The organism is Candidatus Moraniibacteriota bacterium (assembly GCA_016699385.1).
In the GTDB taxonomy this organism is placed as follows: Bacteria; Patescibacteriota; Minisyncoccia; order Moranbacterales; family UBA1568.
In genome coordinates, this window is record CP064974.1 from 616755 (window position 1) to 640375 (window position 23621).

Below are 23621 nucleotides of genomic sequence, written 5' to 3' on the forward strand. Positions count from 1 at the left end.
CTATGAAAACCCCTAGAAACACCTTCGAAGAGCCAATTTTCTTTGAGAAACTCAGTCTCAATGCGCGGAAAATCCTCCGAGCGTCGATTGATATTGCTCGCGGAAGCAGCGCCAAAGAAGTCGAACCACGGCATCTCCTCACAGCAATCCTCGTCGAGAAAGGCTCGCTCGGCAATACCCTCCTCGACAAATTCGGCATCCGCCTCGAAGAGACTCACGATAAGACAGGGAGCATCTCTGCCGCAAAGACATCCCCGACTCGAGAAGAACCTTCACTCTCAAAAAAAACGCGAGATATCATCGCAAGCGCATTCCTTCTTGCTAATCGCTTTTCCTACCCCTATGTCGGGAGTGAGCATTTCGTACACGCACTCATCGAATCGCACGACCCGGATATTGAGCCGCTTCTCTCTCTCCATCGAGAGTCGACCAATCAAAAGGCACAAAAAAAGACCTCGTCGGACACGCCGCTCGATATTCCAGAGCTCCCCGGATTCTCTCGAATGATGGATCTTCCCGACATCGGCTTCGTTTCAGATCGATCAGCGTCCCAATCAGACACTCCTTCTCTCAATGAATACGGGTTCCCTCTCGGCGACAATGCTTCCAAGCGAACATACCGTACGCGCGCAACAGAAATAGAAAGCATACTCCGCACCCTCGGACGGAAGACCAAGAGCAATCCTCTCCTCATTGGCGATCCCGGAGTCGGAAAAACCACCATCGTGGAAGCAGTCGCCGAGCGCCTCACCAAAGGTCTCGCCGGTCCAGCATTTCGCGATGCCAAAGTGATACTCCTTGATCTTCCCGCACTTGTCGCTGGAACGAGCTTCCGTGGTGAATTCGAAGCACGACTCAAAGAAATTGTCCGAGAAGCGCGCGAGCATCCCAATATCATTCTCTTCCTCGATGAAATACACACCTTGGTCGGAGCCGGCAATGCAAGCGGCGGACTCGATGCGGCAAATATATTGAAGCCCGCGCTCTCTCGTGGCGACATACGATGTATTGGGGCAACCACCTCCGCCGAATACAAGCGTCATATCGAGAAAGATCCCGCACTCGAACGACGATTCCAGCCAATTCGAATTGCCGAGCCATCCGCCAAAGCAACACTCGATATGCTCGAAGAAAGTCGCCGAGACTACGAAACACACCATCATATCGCCATTGGAAAGGACGCTCTTCGCGCCGCAGTCACACTCAGTATCCGTCACATGCCCGCTCGTTTCCTTCCCGACAAAGCATTCGACCTCCTCGACGAAGCCGCTTCACTCCTTCGCCGCCGCACACTCACCACCGACGACGCCGAACAATACGCCACCCTTTCTCTCGCACATGAGAAGGTCTCAGCATTCAAGAACCAACTCATCAAAGATCGCAATTTTGAAGAAGCAAAAACTTTGCGTATCGAAGAAGCTTCTCTCGAAAACCAACTTCGAGAACTTTCTCGTGAAGAAGAACTGCGGGGAAAAACGCAAAGCGTCACTCTCTCGGAAGCTGTCGTCGCCGAAACCGTCGCGCTCATGACAGAAACGCCACTCGAAAAAATACTCGGCACAAAAAGTGACACACTCACGACACTCCTTCCGAAACTTTCCGACAAAATTTCCGGTCAAGAAGCGGCGTTAACAACTCTCTCTCGGAGTATCATCCGCTCTCGACTCGGATTGAGAGACCACTCGCATCGCCCCTCTGGGTCATTTCTTTTCCTCGGACCCTCCGGCGTCGGAAAAACACTCACAGCAAAAACGCTCGCCGAAACACTCTTCGCCACCAAACATTCCTTCATTCGTTTCGACATGAGTGAATTCCGAGAACGGCACACCATGGCACAAATGATTGGATCGCCTGCCGGATACATCGGTTTCGGCGAAGGCGGCAAACTCACTGAGCATCTGCGTCGTCATCCAGCATCCATCGTCCTCTTTGATGAAGTCGAGAAGGCGCACCCAGATGTACTCAATCTCCTCCTACAGATTCTCGAAGAAGGCATCCTCACCGACGCCGAAGGACGACAGGCGCATTTCAGCGAGAGCATCGTCATTCTTACATCGAATATCGGCACAGAATCATTTCTCAAGGAGAAACATTTCGGCTTCGGCGACAAAATAACTCCTTCATTCGAATCCCTCCAAGAGGAAGCACTTCGCGAACTCAAACATTCACTTCGCCCGGAGCTCCTCGCTCGTCTCGATCACACCATCGTCTTTCGTCCACTCGACAAAACATCGCTCTCAAAAATAGCCACCCAAGAACTCGACCATCTCACAGAAAACATGAAACGCCAAAATATCCGACTCCGAAAAGCACTCGGACTCGCCGAGTTTATTGGCGCAAAAAGCTCCGAGGAATCCGGTGGCGCACGAGCCGTTCGGAAGGTCATTGGCACCCTTATCGAAGATCCAATCGCCGACCTGCTTATTACCGCAAAGCGCACCCCAAAAGGAATCTCCCTCTCTCTCCCTGCGTCCAGAGACCGCATAACGATGAAAGTAACGTCATGAGTTGGATCGCATATCGGCGTTTCCTCGAGCGATTTTTTTCTCTCGGGAAAGAGACTTTCTTTCCACAATTTTGCAGTATCTGCCACAAAGAAGGCTCCTTTCTTTGCGAACCATGTTTTTCCATACTCTCACAGGGACGCCGGCAGTCTCAGGTATGCGGGCACTGTGGTGCACGCGAAACACCCGAAGGACAAATTTGCTTTGCTTGTGCGGGAGCCGCTCCTCATGACGGCATATTTGCCGCGCTTCACTACAACAACCCATGCATCGCACACATCATCCATCTCTTCAAATACCGATTTGTCCGCGACCTCGGGACGCCTCTTGGCGCACTCCTCGCCACCGCCCTTCTTCAATCAGAACTCCCACTTCCGGACGCTATACTCCCTGTCCCACTCCACCCTCGGCGTGAACGCTGGCGCGGATGGAATCAGGCAGATATCCTCGCCAAGTCGCTTGTACAAAATTTCCCGCAAGAAATCACTCCACCAATCCTCAATGACACACTCATCCGAACTCGCTTTACAGCACCGCAGATGTCGCTGCAAGACAAGAGTCTCCGAAAAGAAAACATCGAAGGAGCATTCCAAATAAGTACAGGCAATCAGAGACAAATTTTGAAACATCAACAACATCAACTGCAGATAGTCGGAAAAAACTTTTGGGTTATCGACGATGTCGCTGCATCCGGTTCAACTATCGCTACCTGCGCACAAACACTCAAAGAGCACGGTGCGCGACACGTCTTCGGCATCGTTGTCGCGAGATAAAGAAAACCGACGAACAAAATATTCGCCGGTTTCATTCTTCACATACAGAAGAAATATCTACTGCTTCTTGCCTCTTACTAAATGGGAAGAACAAACCTTGCTGTGTATCAAAGACACCAAATCTCCGATTAACTCCCCGCAGCAAAGATGGGTGACAAAAACGAACATGGAAGATAATCTCATTCCCTTCTTCCGATGAATCTATAGCCATCTCTGAGTGTTCAATCGAGAGATTCGACGATTTCATCGTCTCCAAAAGAAGACCGTATACCGAATGAGAAACGTGCACTTCACGAATTGGCCACCCCGATATATTCGGAATTCGACCAGCAGTGACAAGAAAGTAGCGCAACTGAACGCATTGATCTCCCCTTAAGATACCGCCAAACAAAACCGGCAGAGACGCCACCGTCATACCTCGAGTAAAGAACACTCGCAGTTTTTTCCTTTTCACAAAAGCACCTCCTACACCATTGTTTCCATATCCTATAAACAAAGAACGATTTGAAATCGTAGGACAATAAGGCTCATCTTGTCAACAGCCAGCAAAAGAAGACTTGTAGAGACAAAAGGGGAAATATCGTATACTGCCAGTATACTCTCTCGTATGGAGAGTCACGCATTCAAATCAATACCACCTCATTTTATGGAAACAAAACTCTCAAACCCTTACCATATCAAAAAGATAGGGGTAATAGACAATGTATCCGTCTGGCTCGTTGATGGCGGAAAGGTTCGGAAAGACCTGAATGAAAATTTTGTACAAAGTGATCATCACGCACATTTCTCTTTTATCCCAACAGATGAATTTTGGATCGATGCGGATACGGATTTTCGCGAACACCAATTCTTCATGGATAGATTCTTTGCTGTACAAACACTCATCAGAAATGGAACGAGGCTCAAGAAAGCCGAGGAAATTGGCGCCACGCTCGAACAACACGAACGAGAAGAATCACTTTCTCGCGAGATCTTGAGACTCAAGAGTACCAGGAAGGCGCTTATCGAAAAGATTCATCGGAAGCATTTTGCACCATATAGTTCCGATCAACTCGCCATTTGGATTGTCGATGGCAAGCTTGTCCGAGATATCCTCTTCCTCAACTACGACGCCGGCGGTCACGATCGCGTCTACCCATGGATTCCCAACCAGGAGATATGGATTGAAGAAGCACTCCCTGAAAAGGAACGCCATTTCATCCTTCTCCACGAACTTCATGAGCGATTCCTCATGGGCATGGGGAAAAAATACCCGGAAGCGCATCATGGCGCTACCATCATCGAAGACCATTTCCGCAACGCGCCGAGAGGACTCGAAGCACGTATCCAAGAAGAGCTCGAGAAAAACCAGAGCGACACACTATCTTCCAAATAAAAACTCACTCCGCATCCCGCCCCAAAATATCTCGGGAGCGAAGGTAGAACGGAATTGCAGAGAAACTTACTATCATTTGTATAAATCGACTCGTCACAGCGACAGCGACAGCTGCTTCAACCGAGGTACCAAGGTATCCAAAGAACGTGGCATACGCCCACTCCTTAACGCCGATATTATTGATACTAATGGGGATATTCGAAACAATTGTCACTAAGAAAATCACGCCGAGGTACTCAATAGTATGCACTTCACCCCCTAGCGCTCGAAACAAAACCAGATTCGCCAGTCCCACCCCAACGAGATTGAAGAGAAGCGACCACCCAAGCACAGGAACAGTCGTCCTGCGAAACGGATAGCTCATCACTTCTCGCACCAGACGTTGCATCCGTTCTGGCAATTTCCCAAGGAGGACACGGAGCATACGAAATTTCCGCAATACCGGCAATGCAAAATCAAAAGACAGTGAACAGAGAATCGCAACATCCAAAAAAAGCCAAAATGGATTTGCAAACACCAACTTCAGGTGAAAGAGAGAAAAGAGAATCGCAAATACCATCGCTGCCCAAATACCCGTAAACCGATCAAAGAGGGCTGTCGAGAGCGCTGGTGAAAGCCTTCCTTCTTGCTTCCCAAGCCACAGTGTCCGATAAGTGTCACCGCCAATCGTCGAAGGCAAAAAGTTATTGATAAATGTACCCGTAAGATACGCGCGAAAAAAATCGCGGTACGGTCGATTGAATCCCTTGGCACAAGCAATCGTTTGCCACTTTTTCGACGATATCGCAATACCCGAAAGAAGAATACCGATATAAAGAGCGAGGAACGGAAGATCTACCTCTGAGATTCTCCGAAATACTTCTCCCCAATTGATTCGCCATACAAGCCACAAGACGAATCCTCCCGATACCAAAAGCTTCAGGAAAAACGAAAGTCGCTTTCGGATATTGGTACTCATGATTTCGAAGTTATCGCGTCTTCATATGCCCTCCGGTATGACTTCGCCACTTCACTCCATCCAAGACTCTCTGCACGACGTCGACTCTCCTCACCATAGCGCTTTGCCTCTTCCGGATGCGACGCAAGAAATGCAATCTTCTCGGCAATATGCTGCGAATCACGCATACGAATAATACACCCGTTTACACCGTCTTCGACCAACTCGCGTGTTCCGCCGGTATCGGTTGTAATAATCGGGAGCCCGCAAGCGAGCGCCTCAAGCACATTGTTACTCATACCCTCATTGAGCGACGGCAACACATAAACATGCGCGCGATGATAGAGCGGTACAATCTCGCTGTGCGGCACCCGCCCGACAAATCGCACCCGATCGGAGAGATTGTGTTCCACAACAAATGCTTCGAGCGACTCACGCTCATGCCCGTCTCCGGCAATGTCGAGAAGAAATTTCCGCTCTTCTGAAGTCTTCAGCATACGCATTGCCTCGAGCAATGACCGAAGACCCTTCCGAGGCGTGAGACGAGCAATGGCGAGTACCTGAAATGGCTCAGAGATATCACTTGAATAGTTCCGTGGAACCGAAAAGAACTCTTTGATATCAACGCCATTTCTGACAACGAGAATATCTCGAGATGACTCCGTAAGGAGCGCAAGTGTCCGAAGACCTTCACTGTTTGCTATGACCTGCGCCGCATTTCTCCAAATAAAACGCGTAACCGGACGAAGAAAGAGATACAAATTCTTGAACCGCTCGCTATACCCCGGCACATCAGACCCACGCAACGAGACAATATAAGGGATATGAAATTCCATCGAGAGCAGTCGCATAACAAATCCCGATGGCACCGAAAAGAACGCATGCATACAGTCAAATGTCTCCCGTTTCAAAAGTTTCCGAGAAAATATCCACGACTTCCACGAATACTCGAGAAGATTTGCTTTCGACTGAAAGTGCAAATCGCGCGCACCATCCTTCTTCCCAACCGGAAGTCGCTCTATGCGAACATTTGGCGCTGGATATTCCGTCCGATGCACATCATCGACCGACGATGTCACAAGCACGATTTCCATATCCGGAAACGCCGAAAATTCTCGGAGCATATATTCCGTCGCATTCCCCGCTCCCCCGCCGAGCGGCGGGTATTCATAATTGTGAATGAGAATTTTCATCGAGGAATATTACACTCCTACCCCATAATACGTAAATCCGGCTGCCTCAGCTTCGGTTCGTCGGAAGATGTTGCGACCATCGACAATGACCGTACCCCGCATGCGTTTCTGGAGATCGGCAAAGTCCGCCGTGCGAAATTCGTCCCACTCCGTCGCGATGACGAGCGCATCCGCGCCATCTGTTGCTGCATATTGATCTTTGGCAAATTTGAGCCGAGCATTGCTTTTGAGCACTGTCTTTGCATTCTCAGTCGCAACCGGGTCAAAGACCGTTACAGAGGCGCCGCTCTTGAGCAATGTCTCGATGATGAGGAGTGCTGGCGCCTCGCGCACATCGTCAGTACGCGGTTTGAAGGACAAACCCCAAATCGCGATTCTTTTTCCTTTCAATGTTTTGAGTGACTTTTTCAGAAACCCGATTGGCAGAAGTTTTTGTTTCTCATTTGCCGCGCGAACTGCTTCGAGAATTGTAAAATCATAGCCATGCTCATGACCAGTATGAAGAAGCGCCTTCACATCCTTAGGGAAGCACGATCCACCATAGCCAATACCCGCCGAAAGAAACCGCGAACCGATTCGCGTATCAAATCCCATACCGCGTGCCACTTCCTTGGCATTGCCACCCACAATCGCGCAGAAATTCGCGATTTCATTCATGAAGGAAATCTTCGTCGCCAGGAACGAATTGGAGGCGTATTTGATAATCTCCGCACTCTTCACATCCGTCTGAATGATAGGGCGCCCTGCACGCGCGACAGGACGATAGATTCGCTCCATGATAGCCCAAGCACGCTCCGATTCCGTCCCGACAATAACGCGATCGGGATTCAAGAAGTCCTTGACCGCTGTTCCCTCGCGCAAAAATTCCGGATTCGACACCACGTCAAATTCCTGCGTTCCATCACTCGACTGCGCCACAATCTCGCGCACACGATCCGCTGTCCCAACCGGCACCGTCGACTTATTCACGAGCACCTTGTAGCCGTTCAAGTTCTTGCCAAATGTTTCCGCTACCGCGAACACATACTGAAGGTCTGCTTCTCCCGTCTTAGGATCCGGTGGCGTCCCCACTCCACTAAAAACCGCATCCGATTCACGAATCGCTTTCCCGATATCGGTCGTAAAAGAAAGTCGCCCCTGTCGAACATTCTCTTTCACCAATTCTTCAAGCCCAAATTCATAAATAGGAATCCCACCGCGTTTCAACTTTGCAATCTTCTTCGCATCCACATCCGCGCACACAACCGTATGCCCGATCTCTGCCATACAGGCTCCCGACACCAGTCCAACATATCCCGCTCCGACAAACGTGAGTTTCATACCATTTCTGATTAACCGATTATTTATTGTCTCTCAATGACTGTCTTAATTGCATAATTCATCGCATTGTGACTTCGATAATACGCGCGAACCATCATATCCGTCATGAGCCCAAAGATGAACAACTGAATACCCGCAAGAAGCAAAAAGATGCCAATCATCGGCCAAATACGCTCCGAAAGTGACGCCCCAAAAAACACTTTGTCGACAAACATCCAAAGCAAAATCCCCGACCCTAATACCGAAAGCAAGAATCCGCCGCCGCCAAAGAGATGTACCGGACGATGCGAATACTTCCGCCAAAACCACACCGCGAGCATATCGACAAATCCTTTTACGCTTCGCTTCCAGTTGTATTTGGTAACACCGTGAACTCTCGGATGGTGTGAGACAGGCACCTCCGCAACACGGAAGCCCTTGATCTCGAGAAGCGCCGGAATAAATCGGTGCATCTCGCCAAAAAGGTCGAAATCCTCAAAGCATTCCTTCCGAAACGCTTTGAGGCTACATCCCGAATCGTGAATCTCATCGTGGATGAGAACCTTCCGAAGAATATTCGCGCCCCGCGAAAAAACTTTCTTACTGAGAGAATCTTGCCGCTTCACCCGCCACCCGGACACCACATCATATCCTTCATCGAGCTTTGCCAAAAGAAGCGGGATATCCGCCGGATCGTTTTGCAAGTCACCATCCATCGTGATGACAATATCGCCCGTTGCCCTCTTGAACCCCGCATCAAATGCCGCGCTCTGTCCGAAATTCTTGCGAAAAACGACAAGCGTAAGCGGCGAAAGAGAGTGGCACTTCTCGAGTGTCGCGTCCTTCGACCCATCATCGACAAAGATAATTTCGTACGAACCGCCAAGCTTCTCAAGCGACGCCTTGATGCGCCGGTGAAGCTCCTCAACATTCCCCTCCTCGTTATATATCGGCACCACGACAGAATACCGCACCCGCGAATCTGTTTCCATAGAAAGAAAAAACAAAGTCCCCTACTTCCCCCATTGTACCAAAACCCCACCCAGAGGCAAGGAAAGCATCATTCCCCAAGAAGTTCCGAATATCTTCCCATTGTCTCACAATAAAGAAACGCCCTTCATTTTCTGTCATTCCAATCGAAGCCGAGGAATTTCCTCTTTACAAAAGCGCTCACCAAATACAAAGCTCAGATCCCTCCATTTCACTCTTCCCTCTAAAGCGGAATCGCTCCGATTGGGATGACAGGAAAGAAAATCTTTATTCATTCTGTCCTGAATATGAAACACATTATACTTTAAGAAACAGGGCGAGGCTTTCGCCTCGCCCCCATCTTATCAGCTAGCTCCTATTCCTTCTTTCCATCTTCTACCTCGGCGTCCTTCGGAGATTCGGGAGTGCCTTCGGCTTTCGGTGCCTCTCCCGACTCTGATGTGGGAGGCGTTTCCGATTCCTGCGAAGCCTTGTAGAGTTTCTCGCCGATTTTCTGCGCGGCTTCGGAAAGTGTCTGCGAGGCTTTCTTGATCACTTCGAGATCATCACCGTTTTTCACCTTGTTGAGCTCTTCGATTGCCTCTTCGACAGGTTTCTTTTCCTCTGCTGTCACTTTGTCTCCTGCATCGCGTATCGCCTTCTCGGTCGTATAAACAAGGCTATCCGCCATATTGCGCGCCTCGACCAATTCCTTCTTGTGTTTGTCTTCCTCAGCATGAAGCTCCGCATCTTTCTTCATACGCTCAATTTCTTCTTTTGAGAGTCCGGTTGAAGATTCGATACGGATAGACTGCGTCTTATTGGTCGCCTTATCCTTTGCGGTCACCGAGAGAATACCATTAGCATCGATGTCAAAGGCAACTTCGATCTGCGGCACGCCGCGAGGCGCCGGTGGAATACCGTCCAAAATGAACCGCCCAAGCGACTTGTTGTCCGCCGCAGTCTCGCGCTCGCCCTGGAGCACATGTATCTCAACCGATGGCTGACTATCAGCTGCCGTCGAGAACGTCTTGGACTGCGAAATAGGCACGGTCGAATTGGCGTCGATAATCGGGGTTCGCATCCCGCCCAAGGTTTCGATACCAAGCGTGAGAGGCGTCACATCGAGGAGGAGCACATCTTTCACTGATCCTTCGAGCACACCCCCTTGGATCGCTGCACCGATTGCCACTACCTCATCCGGGTTCACAGAAATATCCGGCTTCTTGCCGAAAAATTCTTCAACCGTCTTGATGACGAGCGGCATACGCGTCATACCTCCCACCATCACAACTTCATTGATATCCTTCGCCGTCATGTCGGCATCTTTGAGCGCCTGCTTCACCGGGGCAAGTGTTGCAACGACAAGATCATGCACCAGTTCTTCCAGCTTTGCTCGTGTCAATTTCATGACCAAGTGCTTCGGACCAGAAGTATCACTGGTAATAAAGGGCTGATTGATTTCCGTGTCCTGCGCGGTCGAAAGTTCAATCTTTGCCTTCTCTGCCGACTCCTTGATACGCTGGAGCGCGAGCGGATCTTTGGAGAGATCGATACCTTCTTGCTTCTTAAATTCGTCAAGTATCCAGTGAATCACCTTCTGATCAAAGTCATCACCGCCCAAGTGCGTGTCGCCATTGGTGGATCGCACCTCAACCGTGTCCGCCGCAACTTCAAGTATAGAGATGTCAAATGTACCACCTCCCAAGTCATACACTGCAATCTTCTCATCTTGCTTTTTGTTGAATCCATAGGCAAGTGCCGCTGCCGTCGGTTCATTGATAATGCGACGCACGTTGAGCCCTGCGATTTCGCCCGCTTCTTTCGTTGCTTTGCGCTGTGAATCATCGAAATATGCGGGTACCGTTATAACCGCTTCGGTTATTTTTTCTCCCAATCGATCTTCAGCATCGGTCTTCAACTTTTGCAAGATCATCGCCGATACTTCCTGCGGCGAATATTCCTTACCACCCATCACGACTTTCACACCTTCGCCAGCCTTCACGATTTTGTAGGGAAGCGTCTTCTGATCGCGCGTCACTTCCTCATCGTCAAATCGTCGCCCGATAAGTCGCTTAATCGAAAACAGCGTATTCTCCGGATTCGTCACGCCCTGTCGCTTTGCCAAGAGTCCCACAAGCCGTTCACCCGTCTTCGATACGGCGACCATTGACGGTGTTGTGCGATTCCCTTCCTTGTTTTCGATAATCGTTGGTGCCCCACCTTCCACAAATGCCATCGCCGAGTTCGTCGTCCCGAGATCTATACCCAGTATCTTTGCCATAATGTTGTACTTAAAATTTTATGCAACACTTCTTCTTTCTGCCTGCTCCTTCCACTCCTCAAGCTTAATGCTCAAGGAGTGTCGGAACCAACAGACTCTACTTCACCTTCACGGCGATTTTCTTCGGCTTCACTTCTTCCGCTTTGGGAACGGTGATTGTGAGAAGACCCTTCTCATACGACGCCTCCGCTTTGTCGCCTTCCACCTTCATCGGAAGAATAATCGAGCGAGAGAATTCGCCGCGACTGATTTCTTTGCGATAATAATCCTCGCGCTTCACCTCATGCTTCTCCTCGCTCATACCGGAAACCGTGAGCACGTCGTTCTCGATGGTGATGCTGACCTTTGCCGGATCGATATCAGGAATCTGAAAGTCCACAATCACATGATCACTGTCCTGGCGGATATCCACCGCTGGCGCAAAACCATGTGCCCATACATCCTCATCAAAGAAACGATCAAGATCGCGCATCGGTGCCCAATGAATAATGCTTCGTGTCATAAGTACTCACCTCCTTTCTTATTTCGTCATCCCCGCCTCCATGGGAATGACAGGATAGTTTCTTACTCTTTACCCTACCACTACTTTCGCTGGGCGAATTACTCTCGTGCCACTCTTGTATCCTCGCTGGAGCATCTTGACGACCGTGCCCTCTTCTGTCGATTCACCCTCTTCCCGACTCACTGCCTCATGCAAATGTGGATCAAATGTTTCGCCTTCTTTCGCCTCAAATGACGAGATGCCATTTGTTGCGAGCGCTTCGTCAAGCTGCTTCCCGATATAGGTAATGCCGGTCATCCATGCATTTGACTTTTCTTCTTCTGGCACATGAAGCGCCGCCGCGCGAAAGTTGTCGATAACCGGAATAATATCCATCGCAACCCGCTCCGCGCTCATCGCCGACAATTCCTTCATTCTTTCCTCCTGCCGTCGTCTGTAATTTTCAAAGTCCGCCGAAATCCGCTTCACATCATTCAAGTACTCTTGTTCTTTGAGTCGCTCTGTAGTAGCTGCTACAAAATATTTTGCCATGTGACCAAATTCGTCACCACTCGAAACTTCTTCTGCTGTCACCCATCGATATTCACTGTGTTCTGAACTCAATTCAATAACACGTGAAGAAGAGATGAAAGCAACGTATCCAATAGTCAGCACCCGCTTCTTGCGATATTCAGCAAGAAAGACGCCAGTCTGCTTCACAGTATCAACATCATCAAAACCAATTTCTTCGCCAAGTTCTCGAGACAAAGAATCTTCAAGACTCTCCGCAACGTCCACTCGTCCACCAGGGAAATCCCACAATCCATATTTTTCCACAAAGAAACTCTCCGTATCAGCAATCTTCAACATCAAGAAAGTCTGTTTCTCTGGATCATACACAACAAGTTTTTGCGATATCTGAAAGAGCTCATGTCCCTTTGCATCCGCTATGAATTTTCCGTCAACAGTTTTTGTTTCCATACGAATAATTTCAAAAGAAAATCTCAAAACTCCTTCAGTCTACTGCACAATGATAAACATCGCGACGACGCTCATCGACCCGCCAAGCATTCGTTTCATATATTCGAGAAGCGACTTATTCTTGGCATACTTCATACGCTTTGGACCGATAATAGCGAGGACTCCTCGATCACCATCGGCATTTTGATACGGAGAAACCATCATGGAACAATTGGAAATCTCTTTGATAGGATTCTCCGAACCGATAAATATTTTCACCTCGCCGTCTTTCATCTTCGCAAGCAACGTATCAATATTCTCATCAATCGAATCGAGCGCTTCTACCAATCGACACACTTCGTCAAGCTCCTGAAACTCCGGCTCTCCCATCAGCTCCTTCATCCCAAAGTCATAGAACTCATCGCGACTCACGACACCCGACACCGCAAGACTCCCCGAAAATGCCGAGAGAAGTTTGGCTGTCGTGCGCGAGAGGCGCACATTCCGCGCCTCAAGCACCAGGAGTTCTTTCTTTAATTGAGCCTCTTCCTCTTTCGAAAGCAATTCCTCCTTCATCCCATGCTCGATATAAAATCGATAGCCCTGATCAGTCGGGATGCGCCCAGACGAAACGTGTGGCTGATAGAGATAGCCTTCCGCTTCCAGCGTCGCCATATCACTCCGCACTGTCGCAGACGACACTGGCAGATGAACCCGCGAGAGAAGCGCCTCCGACCCAACCGGGAGCGCACTCTTTGTGTAGAGCTCCACCACCGCCGAAAGAATGGTTTGCTGCCTTTCATTCATATATCTCAAGTATAATTCATCAATTAGCACTCGTCAAGTATGAGTGCTAATTCCAATTTTTTGGCTCAGGGACAGCTTAAGATGACGTTCTTACCTAAATAATCAGGGAGGAAGCTGCTCAAATTCCCAAGAGGAATGCAGCATGAAGCACTTTGACGAAATACCTAACCTGGATATACTAACAGAAGTACCTTCCACAACAACCTTCCTCGGAGAATACAAGATGCAATACTTTCAAGATAAGATAGCACATTCACTCAATGACCTTGCCAAGAAACGACAGGCGATCGTGCGCAATAATAATGAGGAAAAGATTGTCCTTACAAGCGGATGTTTCGACATCCTACACGGCGGACACCTCGAATATCTTTGCGATGCCAATAAATATGGCTTCCTCATTGTTGGCGTAAATAGCGATGCTTTCGTCAGACGACTCAAAGGATCATCAAGACCGCTGCGAGGACAGGAAGATCGATTGTTTACGATTGCAGGATTCGAACCAGTTGAGCTTGCAGTTATATTCAATGACGACGTAGAGCTCATACGAACAGTGCAACCAGATATATACGTGGCATCTAATACATCTCACATTCGCATCTGGGATGACACCTACCGACTCCAAACATTGCAGAATATGGGCACAGCCATCATTGAGTTAACGGCTCACAAAGAAGAGTCAACTACGAATATCATTGCGCGAGCGCAAAGTGCTTTCGCTTAGACTGCATAACTCTCGACTGCCCCTCTCGTTCGAAGGGCAGTCGATTTCTTTCGCTTATACTACTCGTCCCTTAACCCTACTTTCTCCATCTTTCTATGAGAATACTCGATCCAAATAGAGCACAGTACACACAGTCGTTCAGAGATAAAAATAGGGGCGTGTGCGTCTTCTGCAAAGAAAACGAAACCCTTGAAATTCATTCGTTAAAAAATAAGTACTGGCGAATCATAGCAAACCGATTCCCCTACATGGATGGAAACGTCATGCTCATTCCAAATCGACATATCGAAACACTCGAAGAAATAACCGCCACAGAATGGAGACACTTCAGCCAGCTTCTCTTAAAGACAAAAAGAACACTCGAGAAAGTTTTCAAGACAGAATCCTTCAATATTGGCATGAACCTTGGTCCGGAATCTGGAGCATCAATAGCCCACATTCACTGGCAAATCATTCCAAGAACATTCAAAAATATCACTGTCATGAATACATTGGCAGACCTCCACATTGTCTCTATACCCCCAGAGGAAACAAGAAAACGAATAGAGGATACAATTGCACAAGAAGGTGTTTCCAAGAAATCATAAAGAGAAATAGAAAAGTTACTCACTGAGAGACATTCTCTCTTTTCCCGAAGGGACAGGGTCGTACCCGCCGGAGTGCCACGGATGACAGTGCAAAAGCCGTCGGAGAGCAAAGTACCCGCCTCGGAAAACCCCGAAGCGCTCGACTGATTGCCGCGCATATTCCGAGCATGACGGATAAAAACGGCAAAAACGCAGTGGCATAATTTTTCCCAACAACCCATGATCGAGGGAAAGGGTTTTTTGATAGAAAGTAATCAATAGAAGAAGCGCTTTTTTCATAGTCTCTATGGTATAATGAAGAGGCTTCATTTTCAAACAAAAAGCTATGAAAACTGTCTCCTTCGGTGCTATTTCCTGGGTCGATATGTCGAATCCTGGTCCAGAAGATATACTCCATCTCCAGGAGGATTTCAATATCCATCCGATAGCCATCGAAGAATTCTCCACACCAACCTATCAGCCCAAAGCGATAAACTTCGACAATTGTCTCTTTCTTTCCGTTCATATTCCCCTCTTCGACGCCAAAAATCGCACCACCTACCCAGGAGAAATAGACATTATATTGACCGATACACACCTCATCACTGGACATCACGACGACATGTTTCAGGTGACGGAATTCTTCGAAGCACTCGAGAAAAACGAAGGCAAGCGCCGCTTGCACATGGACAAAACGCCTGCGCATCTCATGTACCATATCCTCGATTTGCTCATGAATTCCTGCTTTCCGCGTCTCGATCACATCGCACGAAATCTCGACGCCATCGAAGACAACGTTTTCAACGGTAAGGAGAAAGAAATGGTATTTGAAATTTCCGTCGTGAAACGGGACATTCTCAATTTCCGCCGGACACTCAAACCGCAACGATCCATCATTGAATCCATATCCCAGAAACAAAGCCCGTTTATTCCAAGCAGTCTCACTATGTATTTCCAAGATCTCATCGGTACAAATATTCGCCTCTGGAATATCCTTGAAAACAACAAGGAGATTATCGAATCACTCGAGGCAACCAACAACTCTCTTCTCTCAAACAAGCTCGACCTCACCATGAAGGTGCTCACTATCTTCTCTGCCATCATGCTCCCAATGACTGTCTATTCGAATGTGCTCGCCATGAGCGCAAGCATTCCTTTTGCCAATAGCCCTTATGCCTTCTGGATCCATGTCGGCATCATGTTCTGCATCTCATTCGCCACTATTATCGTCTTCCGTGCCAAAAAGTGGTTTTAGAGCGCATACCAAAAGGAAGAGAGATCTCTCGAGAGATTCTGACACAGAACATACCCGAACAATGCATTTTTCAATAAATGAAATCTACACAACAGACACAGAAAGATACAGAATATTTCATCAGCAAGATTCAAACCTATGCCTTTCTACCAATCCCCCATCAAAAACCCCGCCGTCACATCGCTCACATTTCTTCTTGGCGTGATGGTTATCGTGGCAATAACGCTCTCTCTCCGTGTCGCCGACGCAGAGCGTCTTGCTAAAAATGCCGAGCCCAGTATCGAGACCATACCGATTGACCCGAAACTTTCCGAGATCCAACGAAACATACAAGCAGACCGGGAACAAAAACTCAAAAGCTCCACCCCCGCCCTACAGAAAACCATCACCGAAACAAAACCCGTCACAACTACAACACTTGTCCCTGCTCAGCAGACAGCATCAACCAATCCAAGCTCCACGACGACTCCCAAAAAGTCAAACCGAACAACGAAAACATCTTAGAATATACGCTCCCTTATGAAAAAACGCCTCTTCTTCATATTTTCCTTTCTATTCCTTGTCTTCGGTTCGGTAGCACTCACCACCTATCAAAACATCCTCCATGCCGAAGATGACGAAGAAGAACACGAGGAAGAACATGATGAAGACGACCATGAAAGCAATGAAACAAAGAAAACGAATACAGATAATACATCTCCTACCAAACAATCATCCATTACCAATCAGCCAACATTGATTCCTGTAACCACAGTCACGCAGCAAGAAGTCACGACTGTACTCACGGACAGTGACGGAGACGGGCTCTACGACAACGAAGATCCTCATCCAAATATTCCAGAAATTTACATCGTGCATGATGATAACAAAAATGGCATCGCAGATCGTTTCGAATCTTCCCCATAAACCACCCTCTTTTTCGGAACGTCCATGACTCCGAAGCATCACAACTCGAAGGAGGCGCTTCTCTCTACAACCCGTCTCTTTCGTGCTATGGGAACGGAAACGTATCTCGAAATAATCCACCGAAAAGGCGAGACCCGAAGAGCAGAAGACTCACTCGCAAAAGCCGTCGAGTGCTGCTTTGAAAAAATAAAGATCTTCAATCGATTCGACCTCGAAAGTGAACTTTCACAATTCAACAGACATATCGGAGAGTTTCGAAACGCTTCACCTGACATGCTCGCTATCGCGCTTCATGCACTCTCATTTCACAAAAAGAGTGATGGCCTCTTTGATCCGCGTATTCTCTCCGTTCTTGAACGTATCGGATATAGCTCGGACTTCTCCAATATACAATCCCAATCGCCGATACTTGAAAGGTTCTTCTCCCCGCGCATCACTCCACTCAAGCACGATCTCAAAGTCTGGGGTGAAATGGTGCAACTCGACACACCTATGGACTTTTCCGGAATCGCCAAAGGATATATTCTAGACAAAATGGCAGAGCAAATACAAAGTGATGGTTGGCACAATTTCCTCGTTGACTCGGGTGGTGATATGATGGCGCGTGGCACCAATCGTGAAAGAGGACGCTGGAGCATCAATGTCGAAAACATCCCCGAAGAATCCTTGCTCCTCGAAATCACCGAGAAAGCGATAGCGACGTCCGGCATTACCAGAAAACAATGGACGTCCTCCCAAGGGAAACGCTATCACCACCTCATTCATCCCAAACATCCAAACACTTTCTCCTTCAATCTCCTTTCTGTCACTGTCATCTCACATTCTGCCGAACACGCCGATTTCCTTGCCAAAGTGCTATTCCTTATGGGAATCAAGGACGGATTCTGCTACGCCAAACAACATTCCATCCCTGCTATTTTCATCAAAGCAAGCTCCAAAGAAACGTCAAAAATCTCCTGGAACCTCACTCCCGAAATTAAGCATTTTCTTTCCAAAAAATAACGCGACTCCTATGAAAAGAGTTTTCGTATCTGCATTTATTGCATTCGTATTGGGAGTGATCGTATTCGCGTCGCCAATCACTCGTGCCGAAGAGCCCATGAACTTTCTCTCCTATCCCGACGGTCCCATACTCGATTCCGATCTCGACGGACTAACCGATGTTGGAGAAACAACACTCTTTCAGACCGATCCAAAAAATCCCGACAGCGACAGTGACGGCTGGTATGACGGAACAGAGATACTTGCGAAGACCGACCCGCTTGATTCAACATCACCCTCAGCGACCACCATCATCACACCAAATCCATCCTCGATACAAACTCCTTGGGTCTGGTACATCACCCGCGCCTCGGGACTCATCGCTTTCGCTTTCGCTTGGCTTACTATTTTCCTCGGTGTTGCCATTCGACTTCCCGGTCTCAAGAATATCATCCGTCCCGTCTATTCTCTTTCTGTTCATTACACTCTCGCAGTACAGACACTCTTCTTTGCATTTCTCCACAGTATAAGCTTCCTCTTTGATCCATTCATGCTGCCGACACTTGCTGACGCATTCATCCCCTTCCATATCAGCGCCGACAAACTCGACCCCCTCTCACTTGCCCTTGGCATCATGGCACTCTACGGATTCATCGTTCTTGTCTTCACGAGTTGGATCAAACCCATGATTCCACAACGTATCTGGAGAATCACTCATTTTCTCAATATTTTCGTATACGCGACTGTCGTCGCACACGCACTATTCCTCGGTACAGATATGAAAATTCCTCTCTACCGAAACATCTTCATCGGCATAAATATCTTCCTTGTCATCCTTCTTTTCTCGAACCTCGCCCTCAAACTCTCCAACGTCCTCCGCCGCCGCGCTATACAACAACAGCCAGTATCATCAATTACTAATCAAAGTACGTAGCATAATTGAAATCACAGGAGTCTGAAAAAATAACTAGAGCTTATACCAAAAATAGCTTTCGACGATTTTTAGGAAATTTGAATGGAAAGTTATGAAAAACAAGAAGGAATATCGGGATATTTCGACGAGTCTTGAATGATTTTCCGTCAAAATTTACAAAAAGTAAGGCAAAGATTATTTTTGAGATAGGCTCTAGAAAGAAAACCCTGCATTCCTCATAATGCAGGGTTTTGTTATATCTCAAGCTTTGTTCTCCTCCTTACAGCTCCTCGGAACAAACGTTTCTATGTAGTTGACATAGTCGTTTATTTACATCAACCACTTCCCCATTGAACATTTTGTACTCAGGAGGAACTTCCGGAAGAATATCCGCATCCCCCTGACTAAGAATTACCGAGCCATGAGGAACAAATCGATTAGGTGGAATTTTCACGCCCATAACAAGACAGTGAAATCCAACATAGCAATTCCGACCGATAACCGAGCCCCAAACAGTAGATCGAACGCCAATAAAAGTTTTCTTCCCGATTACAGTCGGACCGTGAATACAAGCGCAGTGTGCAATTGAACAATGTGATCCAATATAAATAGACCACGGAATGCCATCAACCTCAAACTGCTTGTCGCGAAGCCCATGGAACACCACTTGATCCTGAACATTCGTTCCATGCCCAATAAAAAAGGGGGCTCCCTCATCCGCACGAATAGAGGCATGTGGAGCAATAATGACTTGCGCTTCAACGGTAACCCGACCAATGACAACTGCGAGTGGATCAACATAGCTCAGATTGTGGATATCCGGAGATCCAAATCTGCCTTTTTCATGAACCATACAGCCTCCTCAGATTGCAAAACCGCCATGAGAAATTCAAAGGACACAAAAGAACAGGAACAGCCTCGGTAGAATAAACGAATCACTGAAGAATGTCCATAGGCGTCACCAGAACGACTACATCTTCTCCCGATATCCCTTTGCAAGAAACGGGAGAAGTGCAATAATCTCGTGTTCGAAAGAACGAAGCGCAAAAACTGGGAAAAGTCGCCCAGAGAGCAAATCATCTGTTGCAGAAAGACCCGGTTGAAATATCGCCCAAGCGTCTTCTCGAAGTCGCTCTATTTTTTCTGCGATATCATCTGAAAGAGTGGGCACTTTTTTCTCTAGGTATGCTCGGAATTCTTGTGATGACATATCCATCCATGGGAGACATACCGTATCCGACCAATCAATATCCTCTAAGACACGCACCATTTCAGGTGAGCATTCTTTTTCCAACTTTTGGAAAAAGATAACCGGAACAGCACTGCGTACATACTCAGTGAGATCATCTCCAAAAAATTCCTCCACTGCTTTCAATTCCATCTCAGATGAACGCCCTGCCAGCCGATTATTCCGAATAAGCCCCTCGACAAACTTAATTACAAACGAGAGATTTGGATTATATGGATCAACAGAAAATGATCGCAATCGGTCATAAGGTCCACGATCACCAGAAGTCACTACTATAACACTTTCATCATGTTTGCTATAAGGATATTCCGCACAACGATTTAATAGAAATGCCGTAAATGCATTCGCAAGCAAAAGGATGGCTCGCTCTTGAAGTGCACCTGAATCGTCACGAAGCTCAGGAAACACTTGAACAATTTCTTGCTTTACCAAGGAAAGAGCACCTTTCGAGATTTCCTCGAGATTTCGCCAAAAAAGGAGTGTACTTGTCCGATATGTTATCTCGTAATCAAAGTCAAAAGCATGCTCCACAAATGCATCAAACAATATCCCACCATCGCAAGACCAACGCTCCGTCGAAAGTATTTTCCCCTCATCAACGAGACAAGACAAAACTTTCTCTGTAAACCCTTCACGAAGAACTCGGCTATCATTTATAATGTCATCCTTCTCAAGACCCATGAAAAGATACCCCGAATGAGGATCAAACGAAGTATGAATAAGAACAAGACGCTTTTGAGATTCAATATTCTTCTGAACAAACTTCCGAAGCGCTTCTGCCATTTTTCTTTTCCTTGTCACATCATCAAAAAGTCCATCATCAAGAGGAGTCTCCCCGCGAACCTCCGTTGAAAGCACTTTCCTCGCAGCGCAGTGTAAATGACTGTCCAATACCCAAGTCACCGTGTCACCTTCAGAGAACGACTCCCGCAGTGCTCGAGCAAGTTCCCCTTCCGAGAGAAACAAATCATCCTCTTCTGCATGAGGAAGAAACTCCGCATTGTCAGCAGCAGGTGTCCGAATTGCTCCCCCATGAAGCGAGGCAACGAGTTTTACAAGCACTCGACCGTCAACGCACAGCATCGTCCTCGGGAGACCACAAGGCAGAAGTTTCTGTTCTATTTGTAGAGATTCCAGAACTTCCTCAGAGAGAATGTCCTTGGCGCGGTTATTTCGCGACGCTACGAAATTCTCAAGAGAAAATCGAATAAGAGCATTCTCAGAATCAGACCGCTTGCCATAGACTCGTTCAAATGCCGTAATACAGTGTTGCACATTCATATTTATACGAACATTATTCGTCCACACTTCCATTATCTATCTGATTCTGCACTACCCGCCTTTTCTCTTGGCGATACTTCAAAATACCTGGAAGAAAGGAGAGAATGATAATAACAATGACAATCGGGAGAATATAGCGATCAACATCGGGAACCACTCGCCCGAGGAAGAACCCACCGAGAAGCAGTCCAAATGACCAGAGAAAACCACCAATCACATTGTAGAAAAGAAACTCTCGGAAATTCATCCGTCCGACACCGGCGAGAATTGGTGCAAAAGTACGAACGATCGGCATAAATCGTGCGAGTACAATAGTCTTCGCGCCATAACGATTGAAGAAGTCTTCCGCTCGTCGAATGTGAGATTTCTTGAAAAGCAATGATTCCTCGCGACTAAAGAGCGCTGTTCCCATACGAAGTCCAAACATATAGCCAACAACATTTCCCAAGACCGCTGCGGTAAAAACAATCATGAGAAGTATCGGGAGAGACAATACCCCACCGCTCGCCAGAAGCCCCGCAACAAACAAAAGGCTATCCCCTGGCAAAAAGAATCCGAGAAATAACCCTGTCTCGGCAAATATGACCGCAAAAAGACCAATATAGCCGATAGTGAGAATAAACTCCGAGAGATTGACTCCGGGCAACATAGCAATTTCATTAGGCGAATAACCCCCACAGTATAAGCAACTTCTCAAGAAAAAGGAAGGGCACCTCTTGAATTCACTCAAGAATACCCTCATCTTCCATTCCAGTGAAGAAGCTTCTTTTCGAGTATCAAAAAGCACATATTGAGCGCATAGCCAACAATACCAGAAAGCAAAATTGCCGCATACATTGTGGGAATTTCATAGGTGACTTGAGCATCGATAATCCTTCGTCCCAATCCCGACGATGTCCCAATAACCATTTCTGCAGCAACAATGACCACGAGTGACATACTCAAAGCACTGCGCAAACCAACGAATATCTGAGGGAGACTCTCCCAAAAAAGCACCAAACGAAATATCTGCGTCTCTGTCGCGCCCATAATGGTCGCTGCGAGTATGCGAGATTTTTTCGCATACATAACACCGTGAGCAGTATTAAAAATAATCAAGAGCATCGAAGTAAACGCAGCAACAGCTATTTTCGATGCATCCGTGACTCCGAAAACAAGAAGAAATAAAGGGAAAAGCGCCGTTGCCGGAGTCGAACGAAAAAAATCAATAACAAATTCTATACTCCGATACATTGTCTCCATCCGACCAAGCCAGAGTCCGAGCGGTATTCCAAAAATTAGCGCCGCAAAAAATGCACTCAAAACCCGTCGCAATGTGACGATACTATCTTCAAACAATGATCCATTCAAAAGAAGCTCTGCTAATTTTCCAAACACTGCGATTGGATCTGGCAGAAAGAATGTGTCTACAAATCCAAACCGCGTCACGCCCCACCAAAGCGCAAAGAACGATACGGGACCAATTATCATGGCGTATCTTCTCATAAGCGAGCTTCTTTCTGAAACAAGGCAAGAACTGAATCTTTCGTTTGATGGAACATCTCTGTTTTGAGAAGTTCCAATGTTCTCGGATACGGCAAGGGATTCTCAATCTCTCCGGCGACCACCGTTGGACGTTGAGAGAGTACAAATATTCGCTTGCCGAGATGCACTGCTTCCTCAACGTTATGCGTCACCAGAAGAGTCGTGGGATTAAATGCAGAGGTATATTTCTGCAAGTGTTCCCGGAGTCGAAGATTATTTTCATAATCAAGTGCGGAGAATGGTTCATCAATAAGGAGTACTCGGGGACGCATGATGAGAGCTCTCATGAAAGCAACGATTTGCTGTTCACCGCCAGAAAGTTGATACGGGTATCCTTCCCAAGGACAGTCGAATTCGAAGAGCTCCTGAAGTTCCCGCATGCGCAGTCGCATTGTCCTACGACTCTCCCTGCGAATTTCAAGTGGAAGAATCACGTTTTCAAAGTTCGTCCGCCACGGGAAAAGTGACTCGCGATAATTTTGAAAAATATAGCTGATGTGAAGACGATCGATACCGTCCATATCTACCGACCCGCCATCTTTTGGCACTATACCGGAAAGGATATTAAGAAGCGTCGACTTTCCCGATCCATTCGGACCAAAAAGTACTGATATACTCCCGCTGCAAACATCCATACTGAAAT

25 protein-coding genes are annotated in these 23621 nt (G+C 47.4%); 10 read left to right on the top strand and 15 right to left on the bottom strand.

Features of this window, described 5'->3' with window-relative positions; translation table 11 throughout:
• The first annotated feature begins 2 nt into the window (after positions 1–2).
• Both IPJ67_02925 and IPJ67_02930 read left to right on the top strand, forming a co-directional pair.
• Entirely contained in the window at positions 3–2507 is a 2505-nt protein-coding gene (locus IPJ67_02925; protein ID QQR77085.1) for an ATP-dependent Clp protease ATP-binding subunit, read from the top strand.
• Positions 2504–3277, top strand: coding sequence for a ComF family protein (locus IPJ67_02930; GenBank protein QQR77086.1), 774 nt, complete (start codon positions 2504–2506; stop codon positions 3275–3277). Before IPJ67_02925 ends, IPJ67_02930 begins: the two co-directional genes overlap by 4 nt.
• A gap of 31 nt (positions 3278–3308) precedes the next feature.
• On the opposite strand, the gene IPJ67_02935 is transcribed toward IPJ67_02930, so the two are convergent.
• Positions 3309–3731 carry a hypothetical protein gene (locus IPJ67_02935; GenBank protein QQR77087.1) on the bottom strand — a complete coding sequence of 141 codons (423 nt, stop codon included), beginning with the start codon at positions 3729–3731 and terminating at the stop codon, positions 3309–3311.
• A gap of 192 nt (positions 3732–3923) precedes the next feature.
• On the opposite strand from IPJ67_02935, the gene IPJ67_02940 reads away from it, so the two are divergent.
• Complete coding sequence (locus IPJ67_02940) at positions 3924–4652, top strand: hypothetical protein (GenBank protein ID QQR77088.1); 729 nt, start codon at positions 3924–3926, stop codon at positions 4650–4652.
• 4 nt (positions 4653–4656) lie between these two features.
• Here the strand turns inward: IPJ67_02940 and IPJ67_02945 are convergent, their stop codons facing one another.
• The 8 genes from IPJ67_02945 to IPJ67_02980 form a co-directional block, all read right to left on the bottom strand.
• Positions 4657–5610 (bottom strand): flippase-like domain-containing protein, encoded by a 954-nt coding sequence (locus IPJ67_02945; GenBank protein QQR77089.1) that lies wholly within the window; start codon positions 5608–5610, stop codon positions 4657–4659.
• The gene (locus IPJ67_02950; protein ID QQR77090.1) at positions 5607–6782 is read right to left on the bottom strand and encodes a glycosyltransferase family 4 protein; all 1176 of its coding nucleotides are present in this window, start codon (positions 6780–6782) and stop codon (positions 5607–5609) included. The genes IPJ67_02945 and IPJ67_02950 overlap by 4 nt, the downstream gene beginning before the upstream one ends.
• 9 nt (positions 6783–6791) lie before the next feature.
• Positions 6792–8102, bottom strand: coding sequence for a UDP-glucose/GDP-mannose dehydrogenase family protein (locus tag IPJ67_02955; protein ID QQR77091.1), 1311 nt, complete (start codon positions 8100–8102; stop codon positions 6792–6794).
• Between the two features lie 23 nt (positions 8103–8125).
• Entirely contained in the window at positions 8126–9073 is a 948-nt protein-coding gene (locus tag IPJ67_02960; protein QQR77092.1) for a glycosyltransferase family 2 protein, read from the bottom strand.
• 353 nt (positions 9074–9426) lie between these two features.
• Entirely contained in the window at positions 9427–11334 is a 1908-nt protein-coding gene (dnaK, locus tag IPJ67_02965) for a molecular chaperone DnaK (protein QQR77093.1), read from the bottom strand.
• A gap of 97 nt (positions 11335–11431) precedes the next feature.
• Positions 11432–11836, bottom strand: coding sequence for an Hsp20/alpha crystallin family protein (locus tag IPJ67_02970; GenBank protein QQR77094.1), 405 nt, complete (start codon positions 11834–11836; stop codon positions 11432–11434).
• A 69-nt stretch (positions 11837–11905) separates the two neighbouring features.
• Complete coding sequence (gene grpE, locus IPJ67_02975) at positions 11906–12796, bottom strand: nucleotide exchange factor GrpE (protein QQR77095.1); 891 nt, start codon at positions 12794–12796, stop codon at positions 11906–11908.
• A 39-nt stretch (positions 12797–12835) separates the two neighbouring features.
• Positions 12836–13582 (bottom strand): hypothetical protein, encoded by a 747-nt coding sequence (locus IPJ67_02980; GenBank protein ID QQR77096.1) that lies wholly within the window; start codon positions 13580–13582, stop codon positions 12836–12838.
• A 223-nt stretch (positions 13583–13805) separates the two neighbouring features.
• Between IPJ67_02980 and IPJ67_02985 the strand changes: the two genes are divergently transcribed.
• Positions 13806–14303: an adenylyltransferase/cytidyltransferase family protein gene (locus IPJ67_02985; GenBank protein QQR77097.1), complete on the top strand. Its 498-nt coding sequence runs from the start codon at positions 13806–13808 to the stop codon at positions 14301–14303.
• Positions 14304–14398: 95 nt separating this feature from the next.
• A complete protein-coding gene (locus IPJ67_02990; GenBank protein ID QQR77098.1) occupies positions 14399–14890 on the top strand; it encodes a DUF4931 domain-containing protein in 492 nt (163 codons plus the stop codon).
• Between the two features lie 15 nt (positions 14891–14905).
• Here IPJ67_02990 and yidD read toward each other — a convergent pair whose 3' ends face one another.
• A complete protein-coding gene (gene yidD, locus IPJ67_02995; GenBank protein ID QQR77099.1) occupies positions 14906–15169 on the bottom strand; it encodes a membrane protein insertion efficiency factor YidD in 264 nt (87 codons plus the stop codon).
• A gap of 46 nt (positions 15170–15215) precedes the next feature.
• Here yidD and IPJ67_03000 point away from each other — a divergent pair, with 46 nt between their 5' ends.
• The 5 genes from IPJ67_03000 to IPJ67_03020 all read left to right on the top strand — a co-directional run bounded on the left by IPJ67_03000 (position 15216) and on the right by IPJ67_03020 (position 18945).
• Positions 15216–16124 carry a magnesium transporter CorA family protein gene (locus IPJ67_03000; GenBank protein ID QQR77100.1) on the top strand — a complete coding sequence of 303 codons (909 nt, stop codon included), beginning with the start codon at positions 15216–15218 and terminating at the stop codon, positions 16122–16124.
• A gap of 138 nt (positions 16125–16262) precedes the next feature.
• Positions 16263–16628 (top strand): hypothetical protein, encoded by a 366-nt coding sequence (locus tag IPJ67_03005; GenBank protein ID QQR77101.1) that lies wholly within the window; start codon positions 16263–16265, stop codon positions 16626–16628.
• Between the two features lie 15 nt (positions 16629–16643).
• Positions 16644–17030 (top strand): hypothetical protein, encoded by a 387-nt coding sequence (locus tag IPJ67_03010; protein ID QQR77102.1) that lies wholly within the window; start codon positions 16644–16646, stop codon positions 17028–17030.
• Between the two features lie 24 nt (positions 17031–17054).
• A complete protein-coding gene (locus tag IPJ67_03015; protein QQR77103.1) occupies positions 17055–18032 on the top strand; it encodes an FAD:protein FMN transferase in 978 nt (325 codons plus the stop codon).
• Between the two features lie 10 nt (positions 18033–18042).
• Positions 18043–18945: a ferric reductase-like transmembrane domain-containing protein gene (locus IPJ67_03020; protein ID QQR77104.1), complete on the top strand. Its 903-nt coding sequence runs from the start codon at positions 18043–18045 to the stop codon at positions 18943–18945.
• 259 nt (positions 18946–19204) lie between these two features.
• Here IPJ67_03020 and IPJ67_03025 read toward each other — a convergent pair whose 3' ends face one another.
• From IPJ67_03025 to IPJ67_03045, 5 genes are all read right to left on the bottom strand, one after another.
• Positions 19205–19777: a transferase gene (locus IPJ67_03025; GenBank protein ID QQR77105.1), complete on the bottom strand. Its 573-nt coding sequence runs from the start codon at positions 19775–19777 to the stop codon at positions 19205–19207.
• A gap of 117 nt (positions 19778–19894) precedes the next feature.
• A complete protein-coding gene (locus tag IPJ67_03030) occupies positions 19895–21454 on the bottom strand; it encodes a hypothetical protein (protein QQR77106.1) in 1560 nt (519 codons plus the stop codon).
• Between the two features lie 13 nt (positions 21455–21467).
• Entirely contained in the window at positions 21468–22103 is a 636-nt protein-coding gene (locus IPJ67_03035; GenBank protein QQR77107.1) for a VTT domain-containing protein, read from the bottom strand.
• An 89-nt stretch (positions 22104–22192) separates the two neighbouring features.
• On the bottom strand, positions 22193–22939 hold the full coding sequence (locus tag IPJ67_03040) for an ABC transporter permease (GenBank protein ID QQR77108.1): 747 nt from the start codon (positions 22937–22939) through the stop codon (positions 22193–22195).
• Entirely contained in the window at positions 22936–23613 is a 678-nt protein-coding gene (locus tag IPJ67_03045; GenBank protein QQR77109.1) for an ABC transporter ATP-binding protein, read from the bottom strand. Before IPJ67_03045 ends, IPJ67_03040 begins: the two co-directional genes overlap by 4 nt.
• Positions 23614–23621: the final 8 nt, after the last annotated feature.

What these genes read in the sequence shown, in the direction of transcription:
- IPJ67_02925 (QQR77085.1), top strand. Translation starts at nt 3, where the DNA reads ATGAAAACCCCTAGAAACACCTTCGAAGAGCCAATTTTCTTTGAGAAA.
- IPJ67_02930 (QQR77086.1), top strand. Translation starts at nt 2,504, where the DNA reads ATGAGTTGGATCGCATATCGGCGTTTCCTCGAGCGATTTTTTTCTCTC.
- IPJ67_02940 (QQR77088.1), top strand. Translation starts at nt 3,924, where the DNA reads ATGGAAACAAAACTCTCAAACCCTTACCATATCAAAAAGATAGGGGTA.
- IPJ67_02945 (QQR77089.1), bottom strand. Translation starts at nt 5,610, where the DNA reads ATGAGTACCAATATCCGAAAGCGACTTTCGTTTTTCCTGAAGCTTTTG.
- IPJ67_02950 (QQR77090.1), bottom strand. Translation starts at nt 6,782, where the DNA reads ATGAAAATTCTCATTCACAATTATGAATACCCGCCGCTCGGCGGGGGA.
- IPJ67_02955 (QQR77091.1), bottom strand. Translation starts at nt 8,102, where the DNA reads ATGAAACTCACGTTTGTCGGAGCGGGATATGTTGGACTGGTGTCGGGA.
- IPJ67_02960 (QQR77092.1), bottom strand. Translation starts at nt 9,073, where the DNA reads ATGGAAACAGATTCGCGGGTGCGGTATTCTGTCGTGGTGCCGATATAT.
- dnaK (QQR77093.1), bottom strand. Translation starts at nt 11,334, where the DNA reads ATGGCAAAGATACTGGGTATAGATCTCGGGACGACGAACTCGGCGATG.
- IPJ67_02970 (QQR77094.1), bottom strand. Translation starts at nt 11,836, where the DNA reads ATGACACGAAGCATTATTCATTGGGCACCGATGCGCGATCTTGATCGT.
- grpE (QQR77095.1), bottom strand. Translation starts at nt 12,796, where the DNA reads ATGGAAACAAAAACTGTTGACGGAAAATTCATAGCGGATGCAAAGGGA.
- IPJ67_02980 (QQR77096.1), bottom strand. Translation starts at nt 13,582, where the DNA reads ATGAATGAAAGGCAGCAAACCATTCTTTCGGCGGTGGTGGAGCTCTAC.
- IPJ67_02985 (QQR77097.1), top strand. Translation starts at nt 13,806, where the DNA reads ATGCAATACTTTCAAGATAAGATAGCACATTCACTCAATGACCTTGCC.
- IPJ67_02990 (QQR77098.1), top strand. Translation starts at nt 14,399, where the DNA reads ATGAGAATACTCGATCCAAATAGAGCACAGTACACACAGTCGTTCAGA.
- yidD (QQR77099.1), bottom strand. Translation starts at nt 15,169, where the DNA reads ATGAAAAAAGCGCTTCTTCTATTGATTACTTTCTATCAAAAAACCCTT.
- IPJ67_03000 (QQR77100.1), top strand. Translation starts at nt 15,216, where the DNA reads ATGAAAACTGTCTCCTTCGGTGCTATTTCCTGGGTCGATATGTCGAAT.
- IPJ67_03005 (QQR77101.1), top strand. Translation starts at nt 16,263, where the DNA reads ATGCCTTTCTACCAATCCCCCATCAAAAACCCCGCCGTCACATCGCTC.
- IPJ67_03010 (QQR77102.1), top strand. Translation starts at nt 16,644, where the DNA reads ATGAAAAAACGCCTCTTCTTCATATTTTCCTTTCTATTCCTTGTCTTC.
- IPJ67_03015 (QQR77103.1), top strand. Translation starts at nt 17,055, where the DNA reads ATGACTCCGAAGCATCACAACTCGAAGGAGGCGCTTCTCTCTACAACC.
- IPJ67_03020 (QQR77104.1), top strand. Translation starts at nt 18,043, where the DNA reads ATGAAAAGAGTTTTCGTATCTGCATTTATTGCATTCGTATTGGGAGTG.
- IPJ67_03025 (QQR77105.1), bottom strand. Translation starts at nt 19,777, where the DNA reads ATGGTTCATGAAAAAGGCAGATTTGGATCTCCGGATATCCACAATCTG.
- IPJ67_03030 (QQR77106.1), bottom strand. Translation starts at nt 21,454, where the DNA reads ATGAATGTGCAACACTGTATTACGGCATTTGAACGAGTCTATGGCAAG.
- IPJ67_03035 (QQR77107.1), bottom strand. Translation starts at nt 22,103, where the DNA reads ATGTTGCCCGGAGTCAATCTCTCGGAGTTTATTCTCACTATCGGCTAT.
- IPJ67_03040 (QQR77108.1), bottom strand. Translation starts at nt 22,939, where the DNA reads ATGAGAAGATACGCCATGATAATTGGTCCCGTATCGTTCTTTGCGCTT.
- IPJ67_03045 (QQR77109.1), bottom strand. Translation starts at nt 23,613, where the DNA reads ATGGATGTTTGCAGCGGGAGTATATCAGTACTTTTTGGTCCGAATGGA.